This is a genomic window from Furfurilactobacillus sp. W61-4 (assembly GCF_057545565.1).
Genome location: NZ_BAAJNZ010000006.1, coordinates 44,027 through 65,012, shown reverse-complemented (window position 1 = coordinate 65,012; position 20,986 = coordinate 44,027). Strand labels below are relative to the sequence as shown.

Sequence of the window (20,986 nt, the reverse complement as noted above, 5' to 3'; positions counted from 1 at the left end):
GTTTAACAACCCTTTACCCCAAAAATGACACCGCATGAAATGATGGGTGTCAAGGCGTGCTACCAGCCTAAGGGGCCAGGGATGATTACCAGCGGTAGTGAGCAAAGGCACGGTTGGCTTCTGCCATCCGGTGAGTGTCTTCACGCTTCTTAACTGACGCACCAGTGTTGTTGGCAGCATCCATGATTTCACGTGCTAAACGTTCTGTCATGGTGTGTTCACCACGTAGCCGTGAGTATTGCACCAACCAACGTAAGCCTAATGTGCTTCGACGTTCTGGACGAACTTCGATCGGCACTTGGTAGTTAGAGCCACCAACACGGCGAGCCTTAACTTCCAATACAGGCATGATATTGTTCATTGCTTCTTCAAATACTTCTAAAGGTTCATTGCCGGTTGTTTCCTTGATTTGATCAAAGGCAGCGTACAAAATTGTTGAAGCTGTCCCCCGCTTACCGTCTAACATCAAGCGGTTGATTAAACGGGTAACCAGCTTTGAGTTGTAAATTGGGTCTGGCAACACTTCACGTGCTGGAATATGTCCTTTACGAGCCATCGTCTATCTTCCTTTCTTGATTAAGCCTTAGGTTTCTTAGTACCGTATTTAGAACGGCTCTGCTTCCGGTCAGTCACACCGGCAGTATCGAGCGCACCACGAATGATGTGATAACGAACCCCAGGCAAATCCTTCACACGACCACCACGAATCAAGACCACACTATGTTCTTGCAAGTTGTGACCGATACCTGGAATGTAAGCCGTAACTTCAATCAAGTTAGACAAACGCACACGGGCATATTTCCGCAAAGCTGAGTTAGGTTTCTTTGGTGTCATTGTACCGACACGAGTGGCGACCCCACGTTTTTGTGGTGCTGCATTATTGGTTTGTTCCTTCTTGTAGCTGTTGTACCCGAAGTTTAAAGCTGGGGCATCTGATTTTGACGTTTTAGATTTTCGACCACTACGAACGAGTTGGTTAATCGTTGGCATCTAAAAGTCCTCCTTCCAAATTTTCGTTTCAGTTTAAGTCCACACATCCAGGCGGTTCTTTTTTGACTATTAAAAAAAGAAAACCCAAATCTGTTTTCCACAAATGATTGCTGTTTAAGTTCCAGCCGCCATAGATGGCAGACACTTTCACAAAAAAGCACCTTTAATAGAATATCATCAGACCTACTTATCGTCAAGGTTTCTCAATGGATTTCACATTGATTTTCAGTCGATTTCCGTATGTTTGAATAAAAAATGGAGGGTTTGCTGATGACATTCATTCTGATCGGCCTCACATTTGCCGTCAGTAGCTCGCTTGCATCAACGGTGATGTGTGTAACTAACCGCTCTTTACAACATCAACCGATTTTATTGGCGCGCTCACACTGCGATTATTGTGGCATGACCTTAATTTGGTGGCAACTGTTACCTTGCTTAGGGTGGTTGTTACAGGTTGGCCGGTGTCACAACTGCCAGCAAAAAATCTCACTAAGCTACCCACTAGCCGAATTAATGACAGGCGCGGTTGGTGTTTTAGCTTACGAAATGCGGACACCGCAACAACTCTTGTTGCACTTATTGTTCATTTTGATCCTGCTTGCTTTAAGCGTCATTGACGCAATCCACCTGCAAGTACCGGTGCTCGGTTTACTCGGCTTGCTTTTAACCGGGCTATTATTAAATCCCCCCACCGTTTACCACTTACTAACGGTCCTTATTTGCTACCTGTTTTTAAATAAATGTCCCCTCACTGATGGGTGGCTGGGTAAGGGCGATTTAGATTTTTTTGCGATCAGTTGGCTAACTTTCAATTTTCAAACGACTACTTTAATCATCTTTACAGCTTCGATGTTGGCTCTCGTCCATAATTGCCACCATAGCAAACAAACAAAACTCCCCTTCTTCCCTTACCTATGGGTGGCGACCAGTTTAGTTATCCTGTGGCGACTCTCTTATTCATATTGAGATAACGATCCAATATCTTGCTGACGGAACAGCGATGTAAGCGATTGCAGTAGTTGAAACTTGGCGTTACAATATTCATGAAGTTAAATGTATCAATGAAGGCTGGTCGTCATTATGTCTGAAGACAATTCAAATACGGAATTAACACCTGCACAGCAACAAGCTTTAACAGAATTTATTGATAATTTGGACCTACTCAACACCCTTGCCGACCCTAATCGACAACGTCTCATTATCCTGTTGGGTGCACACGTACAAGGTGGTCTAACCGTCACTGAATTAACGGCGCAGATGAATTTATCTCAGCCAACGGTTTCCCATCATCTAAAAATTTTGCGACAAGCTGGTTTAGTGGCGATTACCCAAGAGGGTCTTCATCATCGGTATTATTTAACTTTCGATAACGCATTATCACAAGTTGAACATCTTTTAACCACGATCAGAAACAGTAATCAACTGTAGGAGGTTGTCAAAATGGCACAACATGCATACATGATTGGGACTGGTATTGGAAATTTATCTGCTGGTTTGTATTTGATTCGTGATGGTGGCTGGCATGGCGACCAAATCACCATGTACGGCTTAGAAACCCATGGTGCTAATGATGGCGCACCCACCACCGACTTTGAAACAGAATACGGCAATAAAAAGCTTACTAACGATCAGGGCTTTTTAGCTAAAGGTGGCCGGATGTTAAATGAAGAAACATACGAAAACTTATGGGACATTGGCCGCTTTGTTCCCTCACTTGATCAACCCGGAAAATCAATCACTGAAGAAATCCTAGATTTTGATCATGCACATCCGACCCACGATGTTGCTCGTTTAATGGATAAGGTCAACGGAATTCATAACAAAGGTGATGAAAATGACTATCGCCACATGCAATTTGACAATCGTGATCGATACTTGTTGACGAAGTTGGTAATGCTGCCTGAAAGTAAGGAACAGCAGTTAAATGATATCGGAATCGATGAGTATTTTGCCAGTTCACCGCATTTCTTCACGACTAACTTTTGGCACATGTGGCAGACGACTTTTGCGTTCAAACGTCAAAGTTCTGCCATGGAACTGCGTCGATACATGAATCGGATGATTCTGGAATTTAGCCGCATCAATACACTGGCCGGCGTGACTCGAACACCCTACAATCAATATGAGAGTATCATCTTGCCAATGCGGCAATTTTTACAAGACCAAGGTGTCACTTTCATTAACAACCGCAAAGTCACCCAACTAACTTTTAAAGATACCCCGTTGCGAGACGACATTATTGTGACTGGCTTTGATTATGAAGAGATAGACGGTGATCATCGAACCGGTCACGTCGATGTTAATGAAACTGACTTTGTTTTCGATACAAACGGCTCAGTGACCGACAGTTCGTCCATTGGCGATATGGATACCCCAGTTACAGAAAATCACGAATACGCACCTAGCGCCCAATTGTGGAAACAAGCGACAGAGCACTTCTACAACTTAGGCCATCCTGACAAATTCTTTAACGATCGGGGACAAAGCGAGTGGTTAAGCTATACCGTTACTAATGACAGCCACTACTTGCTTAACCAAATTACCCGTATTACTCAACAACAGCCAGGTAACGCGTTAAATACTTGGATCGATAGCAACGGTCTAATGTCCATCGTGGTCCACCATCAACCACATTTTCATGCACAAAAGGAGAATGAAACGACCTTTTGGGGTTATGTCATGTACCCTCGACGTAAGGGTGATTATGTTGATAAAACGTTCATGGAAATGACCGGACGCGAGATTTTAACCGAATTAATCGGTCATCTGAACGAAGTCGACGAGAGTCAAGATAAAATTGGCGATCACCTTGAAGAGATTATGGCCAGCACTGAAAATGTCATCCCCGTATTTATGCCATACGCCAGCGCACTCTTTAATCGGCGCGCCGTTGGTGATCGACCCAAAGTCGTTCCTGACCACAGTCACAACCTAGCCTTCATCAGTCAATTTGCCGAGTTACCATTTGATATGGTATTTACTGAACAATATTCCATCCGCTGTGCGCAAGTTGCCGTGTATAAATTCCTTGGTATTCCAGAAAGTCAGCTGACTCAGATGCATCACTACGAAAAGGATCCTAAAGTCATGGCCAAAGCGTTACACACCATGTTGCGATAAAAAATAAATCAAAAAAGGATCTTGTTCAAAATGCCAAAGTGACATTTTGAAACAAGATCCTTTTTGATTTCGTCAGAAAACACTCAGCTCATCAGCCGTGGCTCACTTACTTTGCATCTTCCTCATGCATTTTCTTTTCTAGGTCACTGATGGAATAGACACCCTCAGTACCAGTCGCTTCAGCTTCTTTCGGCTGAATCTTCCGATAATCTGGCATCCCCGTCCCAGCAGGAATAATCTTCCCGATGATGACGTTTTCCTTCAAACCAACTAACGGATCGTTCTTGCCACGAATGGCAGCATCCGTCAGGACACGAGTTGTTTCTTGGAATGACGCAGCTGATAAGAAACTATTTGTCTCCAAAGCAGCTTTCGTAATTCCCAGGATTACGGGACGGCTAGTCGCCGGAATCCCCCCGGCAATCAGCGTATTGGTGTTGGCATTCTTGAAGTCGGCAATGTCCATCAACGTTCCTGGCAGCATATCCGTATCACCTGGATCCATGACCCGAACTTTCCGCATCATTTGACGAACCATAATTTCGATATGCTTGTCGGCAATCCCTACCCCTTGCATCCGGTAAACCCGTTGCACTTCACGAAGTAAGTAATTTTCAGTCGATAGAACGTCACGCACCTTCAACAATTCCTTCGGATCAATTGACCCTTCATTCAATGCAGAACCACGGTGGATAAAGTCTCCTTCAGCCACACGCATCCGTGCCCGCAGTGGTAACGTGTAGGTCCGCGTCTCCGCTTCACCCTTAACCGTAACCTCTTTAGTCCGTTCAGCTGGGTTTTCTTCAATTGAGACAACAGTCCCAGTGACTTCAGAAATCTCAGCTTTACCTTTAGGATTCCGTGCTTCCACAATTTCTTGCACACGAGGAAGCCCTTGGGTGATATCGTCACCGGCAACCCCACCAGTATGGAAGTTACGCATCGTTAACTGCGTCCCTGGTTCGCCGATTGATTGAGCAGCAACCGTACCAACGGCTTCCCCAACTTCAACCTTATCACCAGTGGCCATGTTCCGACCATAACAACGTTCACAAACCCCGTGTTGCGTGTTGCAAGTAAAGGCCGAACGAATCACAACCTCGGTCACACCCGCATCAACAATGGCCTGGGCCACGTCTTCGTCAATCATTTCATTGGCGTTAACTAAAGTCTCACCAGTTTCTGGATGCTTGACAGACTTCATCGCGTAACGGCCAAGAATTCGGTCGTACAGTGATTCAATCATTTCGTTTCCATTCGTAATGGCATGAATGGTTAGACCACGATCCGTGCCACAATCCTTTTCACGAATGATAACATCCTGTGCGACATCAACCAACCGACGAGTCAAGTAACCGGAGTTGGCAGTCTTCAAGGCCGTATCAGTCATCCCTTTACGGGCCCCGTGAGTGGAAATGAACATTTCCAACACTGACAAACCTTCACGGAAGTTTGAAACGATTGGTAATTCCATCGTCTGACCATTAGGCGCGGCCATCAGACCACGCATCCCGGCTAATTGGGTAAAGTTCGAAATGTTACCACGCGCACCAGAATCACTCATCATGAAGATTGGGTTATTCCACTCCATGGAATCAACCAATTGTTCTTGAATATCATCTTTGGCGGTGTTCCAAACATCGATGACCCGTTGGTAACGTTCATCATCGGTGATTAACCCGCGACGGAATTGTTTTGAAATCGTGGCAACCTGTTTACGGGCTTCAAGAACGATGTCATTTTTCGTCTTTAACGTTGAAATATCCGCAATCCCGACCGTTAAACCAGAATTTGTGGATTCGTAATAACCAAGATCCTTCATTCGGTCCAACAACAGTGAGGTAGCGGTTACCTTATACCGCTTATACACTTCAGCGATAATGTCCGCTAAGAAACCCTTCTTAAATGGATCGTTCAAAGGCCGATTGCTCAAAACTGCCTTCAAATCCTCGCCTGGTGCCAAGAAGAAACGATCATCAATGCCATCCGTTAAGTTAGCAGCGGTCGGTTCGTTTAGATAAGGGAAGGCTTCTGGCAAGATCGCATTAAAGATCATCTTACCAACCGTCGTGATCATGACGCGAGTGCGCTGCTCGTCGGTAAATGGCTTAGTTGGCATTGAGGCTGTTTGAACCCCAACACGACTATGAAGGTGTACGTAACCATTTTGATAAGCGACACGAGCTTCATTCAGATCTTTAAAGATCATGCCTTCGCCTTCACGACCAGCCTCTTCAGTCGTCAAGTAGTAGTTCCCAATCACCATATCTTGTGATGGGGTTACCACTGGACGACCATTAGCAGGTGCCAAAATGTGACCAGCTGCCAGCATTAACAAACGTGCTTCAGCCTGTGCTTCATCAGATAACGGCACGTGGATGGCCATTTGGTCACCATCAAAATCGGCATTGTAGGCTTCACATACTAATGGGTGAACCCGCATCGCTTTACCGGAAACTAGGACCGGTTCGAAGGCCTGAATACCCAAACGGTGCAAAGTAGGGGCGCGGTTCAATAACACAGGGTGTTCCTTGATCACGTCTTCTAGCACGTCATACACATCATTATCTTGACGATCAATCTTACGTCGAGCGTTCTTAATGTTTGAGGCGAGTTCACGCTTAACTAATTCTTTCATGATGAATGGCTTGAAGAGCTCCATTGCCATTGGAACTGGCAAACCCATCTGGTTCATCTTCAAAGTTGGGCCAACATCAATAACGGAACGGCCGGAGTAGTCAACCCGCTTACCCAGTAAGTTTTGGCGGAATCTTCCTTGCTTACCTTTCAACATGTGTGACAACGACTTCAACGGACGATTACCCGGCCCAGCGACTGGACGGCCACGACGACCGTTATCAATTAAGGCATCGACGGCTTCTTGTAACATCCGCTTTTCATTTTGCACGATGATCCCAGGCGCATTTAAATCGAGCAACCGTTTCAAGCGGTTGTTACGGTTAATCACCCGTCGGTATAAATCGTTCAAATCGGAAGTGGCGAAACGGCCACCCTCCAATTGAACCATCGGCCGTAAGTCCGGTGGAATAACCGGCACAACGTCCATGACCATCCAATCAGGACGATTCCCTGACTGAATGAAAGCTTCCAAAATGTCCAAACGGCGCACCGCACGTGTCCGCTTTTGACCAGAGGCCTCTTTTAATTCCGCCTTTAGTTCATCAGCTTCCTTTTCAAGGTCAACGGTCGCTAATAACTTACGGATCGCTTCGGCACCCATTTCAGCTTGAAATTCATTACCGTATTGTGCTTTTTTCTCACGATATTCACGTTCGGAAAGCAACTGCTTACGTTCCAAAGGTGTGTTACCCGCTTCCAAAACAACATAAGAAGCAAAGTAAATGATTTCTTCTAAGGCCCGTGGGCTCATGTCTAAGACCAGCCCCATCCGGCTAGGAATCCCTTTAAAATACCAGATGTGGGTCACTGGTGCAGCCAATTCAATATGGCCCATCCGTTCACGACGAACCTTAGAACGGGTCACTTCAACACCACAACGGTCACAAACGACACCCTTATAGCGAATCCGTTTGTACTTTCCACAGGCACATTCCCAGTCTTTTGTTGGTCCAAAAATCCGTTCATCGAACAAACCGTCACGTTCAGGTTTTAATGTCCGATAATTGATCGTCTCAGGTTTTTTAACTTCCCCATAAGACCAGCTGCGGATTTTGTCGGGCGAAGCAAGCCCAATCTGCATGCTTTCAAATTTGTTGACATCAATCAAAGGATTGACCTCCCTCTCATATTCAATGGCGACGACAAATTATTCGTTCGTGGTGTGTCCAGACTCGTTTACCGGTGTCGACGCTGGCTCGCTGGCAGGTGCACTCGGCTGATCCGTTGGCTTTTCATCCACCGGATGTTCCGCAGCATACTTACTTAAGGCATCAACGTTAACCACGTCATCTTCATCATCATCCATATCACGCAGTTCGATTTCCTTCTTGTCGTTGTCTAACACTTTCATATCTAAGCCTAAGGCCTGCAATTCCTTAACCAGCACACGGAATGACTCTGGTACGCCTGGCTTTGGAATTGGTTCACCCTTAACGATCGCTTCGTAGGTCTTAACTCGACCGACCACGTCGTCAGACTTATAGGTCAAGATTTCTTGCAACGTGTACGCCGCACCGTAGGCCTCCAGTGCCCAAACTTCCATTTCACCGAAACGCTGACCACCAAATTGTGCTTTACCACCAAGTGGTTGTTGCGTAACTAAGGAGTAAGGTCCGATTGAACGTGCATGGATCTTGTCGTCAACCATGTGGGCTAATTTAAGATAGTTCATGACCCCAACGGCAATTCGGTTATCGAATGGTTCACCAGTACGACCATCATACAACACATATTTTGCATCAGCTGGCATCCCGGCTTCTTTAACAGCATCCCAGATATCTTGATCTTGCGCGCCATCAAAGACCGGTGTTGCCACATGAATACCTAATTTACGAGCAGCCATCCCCAAATGCAATTCAAGCACTTGCCCAATGTTCATCCGGGAAGGCACACCCATCGGTGATAACATGATGTCAATTGGAGTCCCATCAGACATGTAAGGCATGTCTTCTTCTGGAATCACAATTGAAACGGTCCCCTTGTTCCCATGACGACCGGACATCTTGTCCCCAACTTGAATCTTCCGCTTCTGGGCAATGTAAACACGAACCATCATGTTGACACCAGGTGATAATTCATCCCCATTTTCACGGGTAAAGATCTTCACATCCTGGATAATTCCGCCACCACCATGCGGTACATGAAGGGATGTATCCCGAACTTCACGCGCTTTTTCACCAAAGATCGCATGTAGTAGACGTTCCTCAGCTGATAATTCGGTAACCCCTTTAGGTGTTACCTTACCAACCAAAATGTCGCCATCATGAACTTCGGCTCCGACCCGAATAATTCCCTGTTCGTCTAGATCCTTTAATGAATCTTCACCAACATTAGGAATTTCGCGCGTCATTTCTTCAGGTCCAAGCTTTGTGTCACGAGCTTCTGACTCGTATTCTTCGATATGAATGGACGTGTACACATCGTCTTTCACTAAACGTTCTGAAATGGCGATGGCATCTTCAAAGTTATAACCATCCCAAGTCATAAAGGCGATCAATGGGTTTTGACCAAGGGCTAATTCCCCACCTTCCATTGAAGGCCCATCTGCTAAGATCTCGTCAGCATCAACGTGGTCACCAGCCTTGACAATCGGCCGTTGGTTGTAGTTCTTCCCACCGTTTGAACGACGGAATTTCATTAACTTGTACGTGTCTAGCGTACTATCTTCACGACGGACCCGAATCTGACGTGCATCCACGTATTCCACCGTACCAGCTGCCTTACTAATCAAGGCAACACCAGAGTCATGAGCCGCTTTATATTCAATCCCTGTCCCAACCAATGGTGCATGAGGATCAAGTAATGGCACCGCCTGACGTTGCATGTTGGCGCCCATTAACGCCCGGTTAGAGTCATCGTTTTCCAAGAATGGAATACATGCAGTGGCAACCGCCACAACCTGCTTCGGTGACACGTCCATGTAGTCAACGTTGTCGATCGAAGTTTCAATGTTTTCATCCTTAGAACGTGCCAAAACCGTGTCGTCAACGAATGAACCATCATCATTCAACGTTGAGTTGGCTTGGGCAATCACGAAGTTATCTTCTTCGTCGGCCGTCAAATAGTCGATTCGGTCAGTCACTTTGTGGGTGTCCCAAGAAACACGCCGATAAGGAGTCTCGATAAAACCGTAACGGTTAACTTTGGCATAACTAGACAATGAGTTAATTAAACCAATGTTTGGACCTTCAGGCGTTTCAATCGGACACATCCGGCCATAGTGCGTGTAGTGAACGTCTCGAACTTCATAACCAGCCCGATCACGAGTCAGTCCACCAGGTCCAAGTGCAGACAAGCGGCGTTTATGAGTCAATTCACCCAAAGGATTGGTTTGATCCATGAATTGTGACAATTGTGAACTGCCAAAGAATTCTTTGATCGAAGCAACTACTGGTCGAATGTTAATTAATTGTTGTGGGGTAACCGTCGCGGAGTCTTGAATGGACATCCGTTCACGAACAACCCGTTCCATCCGTGAAAGACCGATCCGGAACTGGTTCTGTAGTAACTCACCAACTGAACGAATCCGTCGATTACCTAAGTGATCGATATCATCTGTTGAACCAATCCCTTCTTGCAAGTTGAAGAAGTAGTTGATTGATGCAATGATATCGGCCGGTTGAATCGTGTGATTCTTCAGATCAATATGGCCATTACCGATCATGTTCAAGACTTGTTCAGGGTCATTCTTTGAGAAGACCTTGATTACTTGAACGGTCATCGGTTCCGTCACCACAGCTTCATCAGAAGGTGTAAAGGTAACTGACTTGAAGTCTTCTTGGTCCAAGTATGGCGATAATTTCGCCATGACCGTCTTGTCAATAACAGTGCCCTTTTCGGCAATGATTTCACCAGATTCAGGATCTGCTAATGTTTCCGCCAACGTTAAGCCGAGCAAACGTGTGTGTAGGTCAAGCTTCTTATTAAGCTTGTAACGGCCAACGGGAGCGGTGTCGTAGCGTTTTGGATCAAAGAAACGAGCCGTCAATAGACTTCGAGAAGAATCAGCGGTCTTAGGTTCGCCTGGGCGCAACCGTTCATAGATATCCTTCAATGATTCTTCAACCCGAGAGTCGTCAGAATTCTTATGAATATCCTTTTCCAAGGTGGCCATTAAGCCGTCACTTTGCCCTAAGATATCAATGATCTCATCATCAGAACCATAGCCCAATGCGCGAACAAGTTCCGTCATTGGGATTTTCCGAGTGCGGTCAATGCGGACGTAAGAAATTTCCTTGGCATCGGTTTCGTATTCTAACCATGCACCGCGATTAGGGATGACCGTTGCACCGTAAATTTCACGGCCATTTTTATCTTCCTCTTCGTTGTAGTAAACCCCTGGTGAACGAACCAGCTGGGAAACGATGACCCGTTCTGCACCATTGATGATAAACGTCCCTTGATCCGTCATTAACGGGAAGTCACCAAAGAACACGTCCTGACTCTTAATTTCGCCAGTTTCGTGGTTGGTTAAACGCAAGGTCACATGCAATGGTGCCGAATAATTGGCATCGTGTTCGCGAGCTTCATCCACCGTGTATTTTGGTTCAAGTAACTGGTAGTCAACAAATTCCAATGACAAGTTGCCTTGGAAATCGTCAATTGGCATGATGTCATCGAACATGTCACGCAGTCCTTCATCGAGGAACCATTGGTATGAATCCGTTTGGATTTCAATCAGATTCGGCAGATCAAGAACTTCTTTAATGCGCGCGTAACTTCTACGGGTCCGGTGTTTACCGTATTTAACTAAATGCCCTGCCAAGTTCTTCACTCCTTTGATATAAGTCTTCCAGTGAATAAGCCCATCGTATATGTTACAAGTTGATTACAAAACACTTGAAACAGAAATTTTGGGCATAAAAAAGGCAAAAGAAGCAATTCATTTCAAAAAAATGTAAGCGCTACTTTTGCTTTTCTATAAGGGCTTCAACGGACAATAGATCGCTTCAGCCATTTTTATTCACAGTGATATACGTTGATAAATATACGCCGTTAACACGATTCTGTCAACGGGTTTGCATCTATCGTTGGGGGTTCCTTAATACGCCCCGTGGCTCAACGAAAATCATGCGTTCGTCTCATCGGCAACGCCAAATAAGATCAACCTTAGTAACACTTGAATGCGTTCGCGATCACTCAGATTAGGACCACCTAGTTGATGAAATTCCGCAAACAGTGGCGCTAAACTCGTCATATAAAAATTTGCTGCAGTCATTGGATCTAGCCCTGGCTTTAATGTCAGCTTATCTGAACTAAAAAAACGGACCAGCGGTTGGACGTAATCCTGACTAAAGATTCGGCCTAATTTGCCTTGATTTTCCGGCTTTAAATATTGGAAACTGCCGTGAATTAGGCTAAAAGCATCACGAGGATGAATTGCCACCATGGCTTGCGACAAGTCGGTCAATATCGTTAAACCATCGCCCTTGCCATCGTCAATAATTGCATTCATCCGGCCCGCTAGTTCACGGCCAACTTCACTAATCACTTCAATAAAGATAAGTTCTTTATCCGCAAAATGATGATAAAGAGCCGGTTGCGTTAACCCAACCGCGTTCGCAATATCACGCGTTGATGTTTCTGCGTATCCTTTATTTAAAAATAAGGTCCGAGCCGCGTCCAATATGCCTCGGCGCGTGTGGGCCAGTTGCTCCTCTCGACTCATAGGTACTTCCTCACTCGCATAATTATTTACTTCAAGTTTGCCGGTTAACGACCTAAAATGCAATTCACAAGGTTAACTTTCTGGATAAATCTTAACGATTCGCATTCAGTCCCCCAATGGTCTAATGAGCGACACGCAAAAATCGCTCATCTCCCAAAAAGAGACAAGCGATGAAAACTTTATTGCGGTTAAGATTTCGCACTAACCGTTGCCTTGGCAGCCGGGGCTGTCTTTGTTGTAATCGTTATTTTGCCAGATTTAGCGCCAACAGTGACCGCGTCTGTCGTCTTAATTTGACCAGCGATCAGCGCTTCACTAAGGCGATCCTCAACCTGGGTCTGTAAGGCTCGTCGAATTGGTCGCGCACCATACTCTGGATCAAACCCAGCCTCAGCCACCACATCAATGGCAGCAGGTGTGATTTTGACCTTGATTCCTTGGTCAGCCACTCGCTTTAAAACGGTTCCGGCCATTAATTTCACAATTTCGTGCAGTTCTGGTTTGGTCAAGGAGTGGAAAATGACCGTTTCGTCAATTCGATTTAAGAATTCTGGTCGGAACGTGAGTCGCAATGCTTGGCGAATCTTGTCGGACATTGCTTGGTAATTATCTGTCGCACTGGTTGCGCCAAACCCAACTTCTTTGTCATCTCGAACAGCAGTTGCACCCAAGTTCGAAGTCATGATCAAAATTGTGTTACGAAAATCAACTTTGCGTCCCTTCGAATCCGTCAAGAACCCATCATCCAATACTTGCAATAACAAGTTAAAGACGTCGGTATCCGCTTTTTCGGCTTCATCCAAAAGGACCACTGAGTAAGGCTTGTTTCGAACCTGCTCAGTTAACTGGCCCCCTTCGTCGTAACCGACATATCCTGGGGCTGCCCCAATCAACCGACTTGAACTAAAGCGTTCTTGATATTCTGACATATCAACCCGAATCATATTATCTTCTGAACCAAACATGGCCTCGGCTAAAGCTTTGGCCAACTCAGTTTTTCCGACTCCAGTAGGTCCAAGAAACATGAAAGATCCAATCGGACGATTTGGATCTTTCAACCCAGATCGAGCACGGCGAATCGCCCGTGCAACCGCAGAAATGGCTTCGTCTTGACCGACTACCCGTTCATGTAAAACCTTTTCTAGGTTGAGTAATCGTGACTCTTCGTCTTTTCGCAGTTGTGTCAGCGGCACACCAGTCCATTCTGAAACAACTTCGGCAACATCCTCTTCAGTCACTTGTAGCTCATAATGTGGCTGGCCGCTGAGCTTTTCATTGTCCTGTTCATCCAAGAGCTTATCAACGCGTTTTCGCATTGCCATCTCTTTTTCACGAATTGCAGCCGCACCTTCAAAGTCCTGATTCTCAATCGCCGCTTCTTTTTGTTGCTGTAAGTCAGTTAACTTATCTTCTTGCTTAGCTAATTTTGTCTTGTGACCGGCAGCATCAATACGAACCTTGGCACCGGCTTCATCCATCAAATCGATCGCTTTATCAGGCAGAAAACGCTCCGTGATATAGCGAGCCGATAGCTTGACCGCCGCACTAACTGCGTCATCAGTAATCTCAACTTGATGATGTTCTTCATAACGTGGCTTTAATCCCGTTAAGATTTCCACAGCTTCAGCTTCCGTCGGTTCATCGACTTGAACTGTTGCAAACCGGCGTTCCAACGCGGCATCAGATTCAATGTACTTTTGATATTCGTTTAAAGTTGTCGCGCCAATTGTTTGTAGTTCACCACGAGCCAAGGCCGGCTTCAAAATGTTAGAAGCGTCAATCGCACCCTCAGCACCGCCAGCGCCAATTAGTGTGTGTAACTCATCGATGAATAAGATCACATGTCCGTCATTGTAAATTTCTTCAATGACTTTCTTCAGCCGATCTTCAAACTCACCACGATACTTAGTGCCAGCAACCAAGGAGCCCATATCAAGCATCATCAAACGTTTGTCGCTTAAGTCTTCAGGCACGTCGCCAGCGACAATCTTTTGAGCTAATCCTTCAGCAATCGCTGTCTTCCCCACCCCAGGTTCACCAATTAAAACGGGGTTGTTTTTGGTTCGACGACTCAAAATCTGGATGACCCGCTTAACTTCTTTGCTCCGACCAACAACCGGATCCATCTGGTTATCCGCCGCCAAAGCCGTTAAATCGCGTGCTAACGAATCTAGTGTTGGTGTTCCTTCTGTTTGCTGCTTATTATTGGCAGCCTTGCTCATTTGTTGTCGACGCCGTGGTGAATCAGTAATTCCTAGCTTACGCAGAATCACTTTGCGTGCTTGAGCCAAGTCGAGATTTAACGTCACCAAAATACGTGAAGACAAAATGCTTTCATCAGAAAGTAGCGCCAATAATAGGTGCTCGGTCCCAATCTTGGTCGCACCCAACCGTTTCGCTTCATCACCAGCGATCGTGAGAATATCCTTCGCCTTTGGTGAATAAGGAAGGTACGTCTCTTTGTCAACATTAGTTAACGTTCCATAACCAGTGAACCGTTCGATTTCTTCACGGACATCTTCTTCAGTAATATTGAATTGTTGTAAAACTTTACTAGCGATCCCATTTTGTTCAATGGTTAAAGCAAGGAGCAAATGCTCAGTGCCGACCGCCTGGTGTTTAAAATACTTCGCTTGTTCTTGCGCCAAAACGAGAACATCTTTAGCACTCGGGGTAAATAAATTGTCCATTTGCTGTCCTGCCTTTCATTAACGCTCAGTCTTCAAACCGTAAACGATTCAGCACGCCAATCAGGATACGGGCGCGTAGCGTATTTTCCACCTCATGGTCAGCCACGGCCAAGGTGTCTTTATCAATTGCCGCTAAAATAATATTGGCCTCGCGTTCCTTGAGTACACCGTCGTTGAATAATGAATTAATAATCGCATATGCGTCGTGTTGATTAATGGCATCGCCCACGACGTCGCTAAGCAGACTATCGAGCACATCCGTATCTGCCAACAAATTAACTTTTTCGATCCGGATATAGCCACCGCCGCCGCGCTTACTCTCTACGATGTAGCCATTCTGGATGGTGAAGCGGGTTTTGATCACGTAATTGATTTGTGAAGGAACGACATTAAATTGGTCGGCAATATCAGAACGGCGGATTTCCACCTGTTCTTCATCAGCCAAGATACCCTTCAAATATTTCTCAATCACATCCGAAATGTTAGTTGGTCCTTCCATGATTGCTCACCCCAGTCTTTGACTAATATTGACTATATTATACGAACCCTGACTAAATTTGCAATCATAAAGGATTCAAAGGCCTCGGTAGGCCCAAATAAAATACCACTGACACATGCCTCGGTCATCCAGACGCGTAGAACGCGGAAACGGGACATAAGTCGGACAGTGACGCGTGTTGCGGGCGAACTACAAACGATGACATTTTTTCATCGTTTACAATTCACTTTTCGGCGGCGTCACTTGACTTTATGTCCCGTGTCTTGATGATTCAGATTAGTAATGAAATGTACTTCTGTGGCAATTTTATTGGTCTTCACAAACAACGCCCTGTCATCATACGAGGCTAACTAACGTAACGAAAATAATCATAGCTGCCATTGTTGATGATCAAGTGCCATTTGCCAAAAGTTGAGTTCAAAATACGTACTCCGCGCAAATGCGGCCATCATTTGTGCCCGTCCCGCTTGATCTGTGGCAGCGGCAACTTGGTCAGTCAATTCGATTTGGGTCGCCACAGCGTCAGTATAATCAGCGGCTTGGTAACTGTCTAACCAGGCCTGATAGACAGGAACCGGTGAGTTCACCCCTTGTAAGGCAGCACCAATATCCGCATACAACCAAGCACAAGGTAGTAGACCGGCAATGGCGGCAGCTGGTCCCGCCTGTGATAGCGTCCGATACATGTGCGACGTATAAGCATAGGTTGTCGGTGCCATTGGCGTCTGTGTCACATCGCTTGGCGTAATCGCTAACGGTTTAAAAAACGTCGTTCGGGTTGTGATTTCACCAGCCCGCAGACCGTTCGCCAAATCTGTTAAAAGCTGTTTGACCTGTTTGTTTTCAGCTACTTGCGCCGTTAAATCGTGCACCCGCGCAAAGTCATGCAAATAATGATGATCTTGAATGATGTAATAACGAAAGGTTGCTTCAGGCAGAGTACCATCACGCAGTTGCTGAATAAATGGATGCTGAATGCTGGCTTGCCAAAGTGACCGGTTGGCTTGGTAGGCGTTTTGACTGAAAGACATGATAAGACTCCTTTACTGAAGAAAGTGCCATGCGTCTCACCTAGTATAGCCGATAAAACCCATGCCTTCATCATGAAAGCATGGGTTTTACATAATCGATACTAGCTCTTTACAAACAGACGAACACATTTATATCCGGCGTTACCAAATCCTGATTAGTCAAACGAAACGACATTGTCAGCCGTGCCAGTTTCGATTAACTGACGATTGTTGTTTAAAGCAAACTGCACCATGTTACGAACCGCTGTCTTCGTGTAGAACGCAATGTGCGGACTCACCAAAACGTTGTCCCGTGACATCAAATCTTTTAACCGTTCGTCAGGAATGGCATCAAATTGACCAAAATCAGCATTAAAGATGCCGACTTCACCCTCATAAACGTCCATGGCAACACCACCGACTTTACCAGAATCCAAAGCAACGATTAAGTCATCGGTGTCTAACAAATCACCACGAGCCGGATTCAAGATGATCACGCCATCTTTCATCTTACTGAAGGCTGCTGCATTTAACATGTGATAGTTTTCTTTAGTGGCTGGCGCGTGCAAAGAAATAACGTCGGCTTGTGCATATAGTTCATCTAACGTATCAACATACATGCCCGTTTTTTCTAACTCAGGATTTTTGAAGACATCATACGCCACAACTTTGGCACCGAAGCCTTGATAAATTTGAATAGCTGCTCGGCCAATTCGCCCAGTTGCGATGACCCCAACAGTCAACGTGTTCAACTCAGTGGCAATATCTGGTGCCCAGCGTAAGTCACCCTTTGCTTGCCGACGTTCGAATTGTTTTGTGTGACGTAATAATCGCATTAATTCGGTTACGGTAAATTCAGCAATTGCGGCAGGTGAATAGGCTGGAACGTTGGTGACACGTAAGCCAGTCCGTTTAACTGCTTCTGCATCGACGTTATCCACCCCGACATTACGCAAGGACATATTTTTAACGCCTAGTTCTGCTAAACGATCAATAACCGCAGCTGTGTAAGGCTTTTGTTGATAAACGACCGCCCCATCAAAACCGGCTGCTTGATCCACAGTCTCTTCTGTTAACAACTCACTAGTTGCTTTGACTTCAATTCCTTGGCTTTGGGCCCATTCATCAACATATGGACGCTCGTCATCACGAATTCCGTAAGCAATAATTTTCACGTTAAAAACCTCCATTTAATTTCAGTAACAAACTAATTATACCACGCTTGCGTGCGGTTCCATAAGTTACCAAGACATCAATTGAATTATCTTGAACCAACTCATATAAGTTCATCAGTTTGGCCGCTTATAGCCCAAGGTCAACATCACCACCGCTAAGATGATTAAACTACCGCCTAGGCCATCAGCCCATGAAAATGGAATATGCAGCACCGTAATCGAAATTACCGTCGCTGCAAGGGGTTCAAAGGCATCTAAAAGGCTAGCCGTTGTGGGTGAGATATACCGTAGGCTAGCAGAATACATGACAAAGGCAATTAAAGTTCCAAATAAAACAACCAGACCGATGGCAAGGAGCGTTCGACTGGTTAATGGCGGTACACCGACCCAAGCTGGTTGAATGACATTCATGGCCAAACCACCGATTAAAAGTCCCCAGCCATTGACATTGATGGCTCCGAAGCGCGGCAATAATGGTCGAGGTAGCAACGTACTGGTTGCCACGGCAATCGCTGACATCAAACCCCAAAACAACAGCCCCGGAGAGACGGCCAAATGATCGATACGACCGTGGGTAACCACAAAAAAAGCACCAGCTAGTGCTAGTAACATCCCAATGCTTTCTGCACGGGATGGAATTTCGTGGTGAAAAATCAGGTAATAACCGGCAATAACCAAGGGGCCGAGAAATTGCAAAATGGTCGCCAATGCCGCATTACCATATTGAATTGCCAAGAAATAGAAAAATTGAATGGGAATGAGACCGGCTAAAGCAAAAACAATCTGCTGAAAAGCGGTTTTTCGATGACGCCATACGGCCAATGGGTGACCACCAGCGAGCGTACTGTAAATTAACAAAATTCCACCTGCCAGCATCATCCTGACGGTGGTTAGCCAAGCTGGCGTCACGGGATGGGTTCCAGTAAACAAAATTTGGGCGATGACTCCAGAAACACCCCAGAGCATCGCCCCACCACTAGCTAAAAGAATGCCGTTTAAAACCTGTGTTTGCCGCTTGATCAACCGTTTCACGCTCCATTTCAACTCACTTGATCATGATGATCATCTAATCCGGTATTAAGCCATTGACGTCGTTCATATACTCGACCATACCATAAAATACCCGTAACCACGATGCTCAAAGCGACCAAAGCTAGTCCCAGCCGAACGATTCCTTGTTCGGCAAACAAGGCAACTAATAATGCAAACAAACCAAAAACCACCGTCAACGCCACCATCGTTGCTAACAGAACTCTACCACGTAAACGTTTCCGATAACGCCACCCGAAAACAAAGCCAAGTGTAAGTATGAAAAAGGAGATCCACCAGGCCGCTAAATTCGTCAAGCTTTGCTGCGAATGCGCCGGCCAGATCGTTAAAATCAGTACCGTCGACAGCATTAGGCCCCATATCAATTTCAATAGCCTTCCGGATCTCTTAATCATGATCAATGTCGCCTCCGTTTAGATGTAACCTGATGGATTTGGGATAATTCAGACTCGCATAGCTGTTCTGGCGCCAAATGAAGTCGAAAAGGCTGATCATCATGAACTGGCTGACCGACAAGTTGCTGTTGCCATTGAACCACAATGGTTAAAAATTGGTCATTGGCCAAGCCAGCAAGACAGTTAGCTGTACCAATCGTTTCAGCATCCCATTGGGCGACATCACAGCCAGACTCCTGATCTAAAACAATTTCCATTAATAGACCAATGTTACTAAAAATTTGACTGTGTGCCGAGGCCAATGCCTGCTCAAACCAGTGTTGAACTCGAATTGCGTCGCCAGTCAAAACTTGCTCACGAAAAGGATACGTTAGCAAACACGCCAAAAAATCTTCATTCGGCAGCACCATCGCAGCTTGAGCCGCTGCTAAATCACCGGTCGATCGAGTCGTCGCGGTGGTCACTAAATTATCTAAATACGCTAACTGCCGCACCAGACGTGTTTCACGCCGTTGCTTAACTGTTTGATCTAGCCAAGCAATTAATACTTGCTGGGCCGCTTGATTACGGTTTGCCACTTAATCACTCCCTGTTGGTCAGTTAATTCGTGCATTTCCACTAACGCTAAAGCTTAATGAGCTTGCCGCCAATCATGAACAATCGTCGCCAGCTGATGAATCATTTCTTCAACTTCGTCTAGATTAGCGGCTGTTGCGCCACTGGCCAGCTCGTGACCCCCACCACGATGTTGTTTGGCCAACTCATTAATAACTGGTCCCTTGGAGCGTAAATGAACTCGGTAATCCCCCGCTGGCGTCTCAACAAAAATTTGCCAAGCAATTACGTCAGCTAACCGTCCGGGCGTTGAGACCAGATCGTGAACCGATTCGGTAGAAACGTTCAACTCATGCAGCCGCTTTTGAGTCACCACGTAACTAGCTGCGCCATCTTGATCAATCGTTAATTGATTCAAAACATCGCCCATCAGCCGACCGATGCCCCGACTAAGCTCACTATCATGGCGACTAACCGCTGCGGCATCAATGCCCGTCGCTAGTAATTCACTGGCGACAGCAAAGGTATGTGCGCTGGTGGCCGGGTACAAAAACCGACCAGTATCACCCACAATCCCGGCGTATAACGCGATGGCGGCCGTTTGATTAAGCTTCAAAACACCGTGACTGTCGTTAACCAAATCAACAATCAGCTCTGAGGTGCTGGAGGCCTTTGGCAATACCCACATTGGCAATCCATAAGCATCATCATTAGGGTGGTGATCGATTTTAATTAACTGATTGCCAGTTGCATATCGGCCATCATCAATTCGTTCAGTATTGGCTGTATCGAGGACAATGACCAATGCATTTTGATACTGCGCGTCGTCAATCGTGTCCATCGTGCCAAGCCAAGCAAAATCCTCGGGCATTTCTCCTACTGCCCAAACAGCCTTTTGAGGAAAAGCTGCCTGAATAATCGATTTAAGCCCTAGTTGGGAACCTAACGCGTCTAAATCTGGACGTTGATGACGATGCAAAATAATCGTTGGTGCTTCTTCAATTGCCGTTAAGATATCGCTTGTTACACTCATGGTCAATTCGCTCCTTATGCTGTTCGCTACTGTCATCATGCCATAATCAGACCCTTAATTCCAAAAAATGCCCCTATTTTTGTTAACTCATCCACTTCTCCCTCAACCGGCTCAACATAATTGAAAAACAAAGCCATTAGCAACAATCAAATAAGCCAGAT

Annotated in this window: 16 protein-coding genes; 3 read left to right on the top strand and 13 right to left on the bottom strand. The window is 45.8% G+C overall.

Going from position 1 to position 20,986, the window contains the following annotated elements; translation table 11 throughout:
- Positions 1–85: 85 nt before the first annotated feature.
- On the bottom strand, positions 86–556 hold the full coding sequence (rpsG, locus tag AC27FN_RS08400) for a 30S ribosomal protein S7 (protein WP_407884260.1): 471 nt from the start codon (positions 554–556) through the stop codon (positions 86–88).
- 20 nt (positions 557–576) lie between these two features.
- On the bottom strand, positions 577–990 hold the full coding sequence (rpsL, locus tag AC27FN_RS08395) for a 30S ribosomal protein S12 (RefSeq protein WP_017262644.1): 414 nt from the start codon (positions 988–990) through the stop codon (positions 577–579).
- Between the two features lie 270 nt (positions 991–1,260).
- Between rpsL and AC27FN_RS08390 the strand changes: the two genes are divergently transcribed.
- From AC27FN_RS08390 to AC27FN_RS08380, 3 genes are all read left to right on the top strand, one after another.
- Entirely contained in the window at positions 1,261–1,956 is a 696-nt protein-coding gene (locus AC27FN_RS08390; RefSeq protein WP_487167550.1) for a prepilin peptidase, read from the top strand.
- 114 nt (positions 1,957–2,070) lie between these two features.
- Positions 2,071–2,418, top strand: coding sequence for an ArsR/SmtB family transcription factor (locus tag AC27FN_RS08385; protein WP_487167549.1), 348 nt, complete (start codon positions 2,071–2,073; stop codon positions 2,416–2,418).
- A 12-nt stretch (positions 2,419–2,430) separates the two neighbouring features.
- On the top strand, positions 2,431–4,110 hold the full coding sequence (locus AC27FN_RS08380) for an oleate hydratase (RefSeq protein WP_487167548.1): 1,680 nt from the start codon (positions 2,431–2,433) through the stop codon (positions 4,108–4,110).
- 106 nt (positions 4,111–4,216) lie between these two features.
- Here AC27FN_RS08380 and rpoC read toward each other — a convergent pair whose 3' ends face one another.
- The 11 genes from rpoC to AC27FN_RS08325 form a co-directional block, all read right to left on the bottom strand.
- Positions 4,217–7,858, bottom strand: a complete 3,642-nt coding sequence (gene rpoC / locus AC27FN_RS08375; RefSeq protein WP_487167547.1) for a DNA-directed RNA polymerase subunit beta' — start codon at positions 7,856–7,858, stop codon at positions 4,217–4,219.
- Positions 7,859–7,897: 39 nt separating this feature from the next.
- Positions 7,898–11,515, bottom strand: coding sequence for a DNA-directed RNA polymerase subunit beta (rpoB, locus tag AC27FN_RS08370; RefSeq protein ID WP_487167546.1), 3,618 nt, complete (start codon positions 11,513–11,515; stop codon positions 7,898–7,900).
- A 303-nt stretch (positions 11,516–11,818) separates the two neighbouring features.
- On the bottom strand, positions 11,819–12,418 hold the full coding sequence (locus AC27FN_RS08365) for a TetR/AcrR family transcriptional regulator (protein WP_487167545.1): 600 nt from the start codon (positions 12,416–12,418) through the stop codon (positions 11,819–11,821).
- Between the two features lie 188 nt (positions 12,419–12,606).
- Positions 12,607–15,108: an ATP-dependent Clp protease ATP-binding subunit gene (locus AC27FN_RS08360; RefSeq protein ID WP_487167544.1), complete on the bottom strand. Its 2,502-nt coding sequence runs from the start codon at positions 15,106–15,108 to the stop codon at positions 12,607–12,609.
- Positions 15,109–15,133: 25 nt separating this feature from the next.
- Positions 15,134–15,607, bottom strand: a complete 474-nt coding sequence (locus AC27FN_RS08355; protein WP_407884272.1) for a CtsR family transcriptional regulator — start codon at positions 15,605–15,607, stop codon at positions 15,134–15,136.
- Between the two features lie 368 nt (positions 15,608–15,975).
- Positions 15,976–16,638, bottom strand: a complete 663-nt coding sequence (gene tenA, locus AC27FN_RS08350) for a thiaminase II (RefSeq protein WP_487167543.1) — start codon at positions 16,636–16,638, stop codon at positions 15,976–15,978.
- Positions 16,639–16,793: 155 nt separating this feature from the next.
- Positions 16,794–17,792 carry a D-2-hydroxyacid dehydrogenase gene (locus AC27FN_RS08345; RefSeq protein WP_487167542.1) on the bottom strand — a complete coding sequence of 333 codons (999 nt, stop codon included), beginning with the start codon at positions 17,790–17,792 and terminating at the stop codon, positions 16,794–16,796.
- 114 nt (positions 17,793–17,906) lie between these two features.
- A complete protein-coding gene (locus AC27FN_RS08340) occupies positions 17,907–18,824 on the bottom strand; it encodes a DMT family transporter (RefSeq protein WP_487167541.1) in 918 nt (305 codons plus the stop codon).
- 8 nt (positions 18,825–18,832) lie between these two features.
- On the bottom strand, positions 18,833–19,237 hold the full coding sequence (locus AC27FN_RS08335; protein WP_487167540.1) for a hypothetical protein: 405 nt from the start codon (positions 19,235–19,237) through the stop codon (positions 18,833–18,835).
- 2 nt (positions 19,238–19,239) lie between these two features.
- On the bottom strand, positions 19,240–19,815 hold the full coding sequence (locus AC27FN_RS08330) for a hypothetical protein (RefSeq protein WP_487167539.1): 576 nt from the start codon (positions 19,813–19,815) through the stop codon (positions 19,240–19,242).
- 53 nt (positions 19,816–19,868) lie between these two features.
- A complete protein-coding gene (locus tag AC27FN_RS08325) occupies positions 19,869–20,825 on the bottom strand; it encodes a DHH family phosphoesterase (protein WP_487167538.1) in 957 nt (318 codons plus the stop codon).
- Between the last annotated feature and the right edge of the window lie 161 nt (positions 20,826–20,986).

What these genes read in the sequence shown, in the direction of transcription:
- rpsG (WP_407884260.1), bottom strand. Translation starts at nt 556, where the DNA reads ATGGCTCGTAAAGGACATATTCCAGCACGTGAAGTGTTGCCAGACCCA.
- AC27FN_RS08380 (WP_487167548.1), top strand. Translation starts at nt 2,431, where the DNA reads ATGGCACAACATGCATACATGATTGGGACTGGTATTGGAAATTTATCT.
- rpsL (WP_017262644.1), bottom strand. Translation starts at nt 990, where the DNA reads ATGCCAACGATTAACCAACTCGTTCGTAGTGGTCGAAAATCTAAAACG.
- AC27FN_RS08390 (WP_487167550.1), top strand. Translation starts at nt 1,261, where the DNA reads ATGACATTCATTCTGATCGGCCTCACATTTGCCGTCAGTAGCTCGCTT.
- tenA (WP_487167543.1), bottom strand. Translation starts at nt 16,638, where the DNA reads ATGTCTTTCAGTCAAAACGCCTACCAAGCCAACCGGTCACTTTGGCAA.
- AC27FN_RS08385 (WP_487167549.1), top strand. Translation starts at nt 2,071, where the DNA reads ATGTCTGAAGACAATTCAAATACGGAATTAACACCTGCACAGCAACAA.
- AC27FN_RS08355 (WP_407884272.1), bottom strand. Translation starts at nt 15,607, where the DNA reads ATGGAAGGACCAACTAACATTTCGGATGTGATTGAGAAATATTTGAAG.
- AC27FN_RS08335 (WP_487167540.1), bottom strand. Translation starts at nt 19,237, where the DNA reads ATGATTAAGAGATCCGGAAGGCTATTGAAATTGATATGGGGCCTAATG.
- AC27FN_RS08365 (WP_487167545.1), bottom strand. Translation starts at nt 12,418, where the DNA reads ATGAGTCGAGAGGAGCAACTGGCCCACACGCGCCGAGGCATATTGGAC.
- AC27FN_RS08325 (WP_487167538.1), bottom strand. Translation starts at nt 20,825, where the DNA reads ATGAGTGTAACAAGCGATATCTTAACGGCAATTGAAGAAGCACCAACG.
- AC27FN_RS08360 (WP_487167544.1), bottom strand. Translation starts at nt 15,108, where the DNA reads ATGGACAATTTATTTACCCCGAGTGCTAAAGATGTTCTCGTTTTGGCG.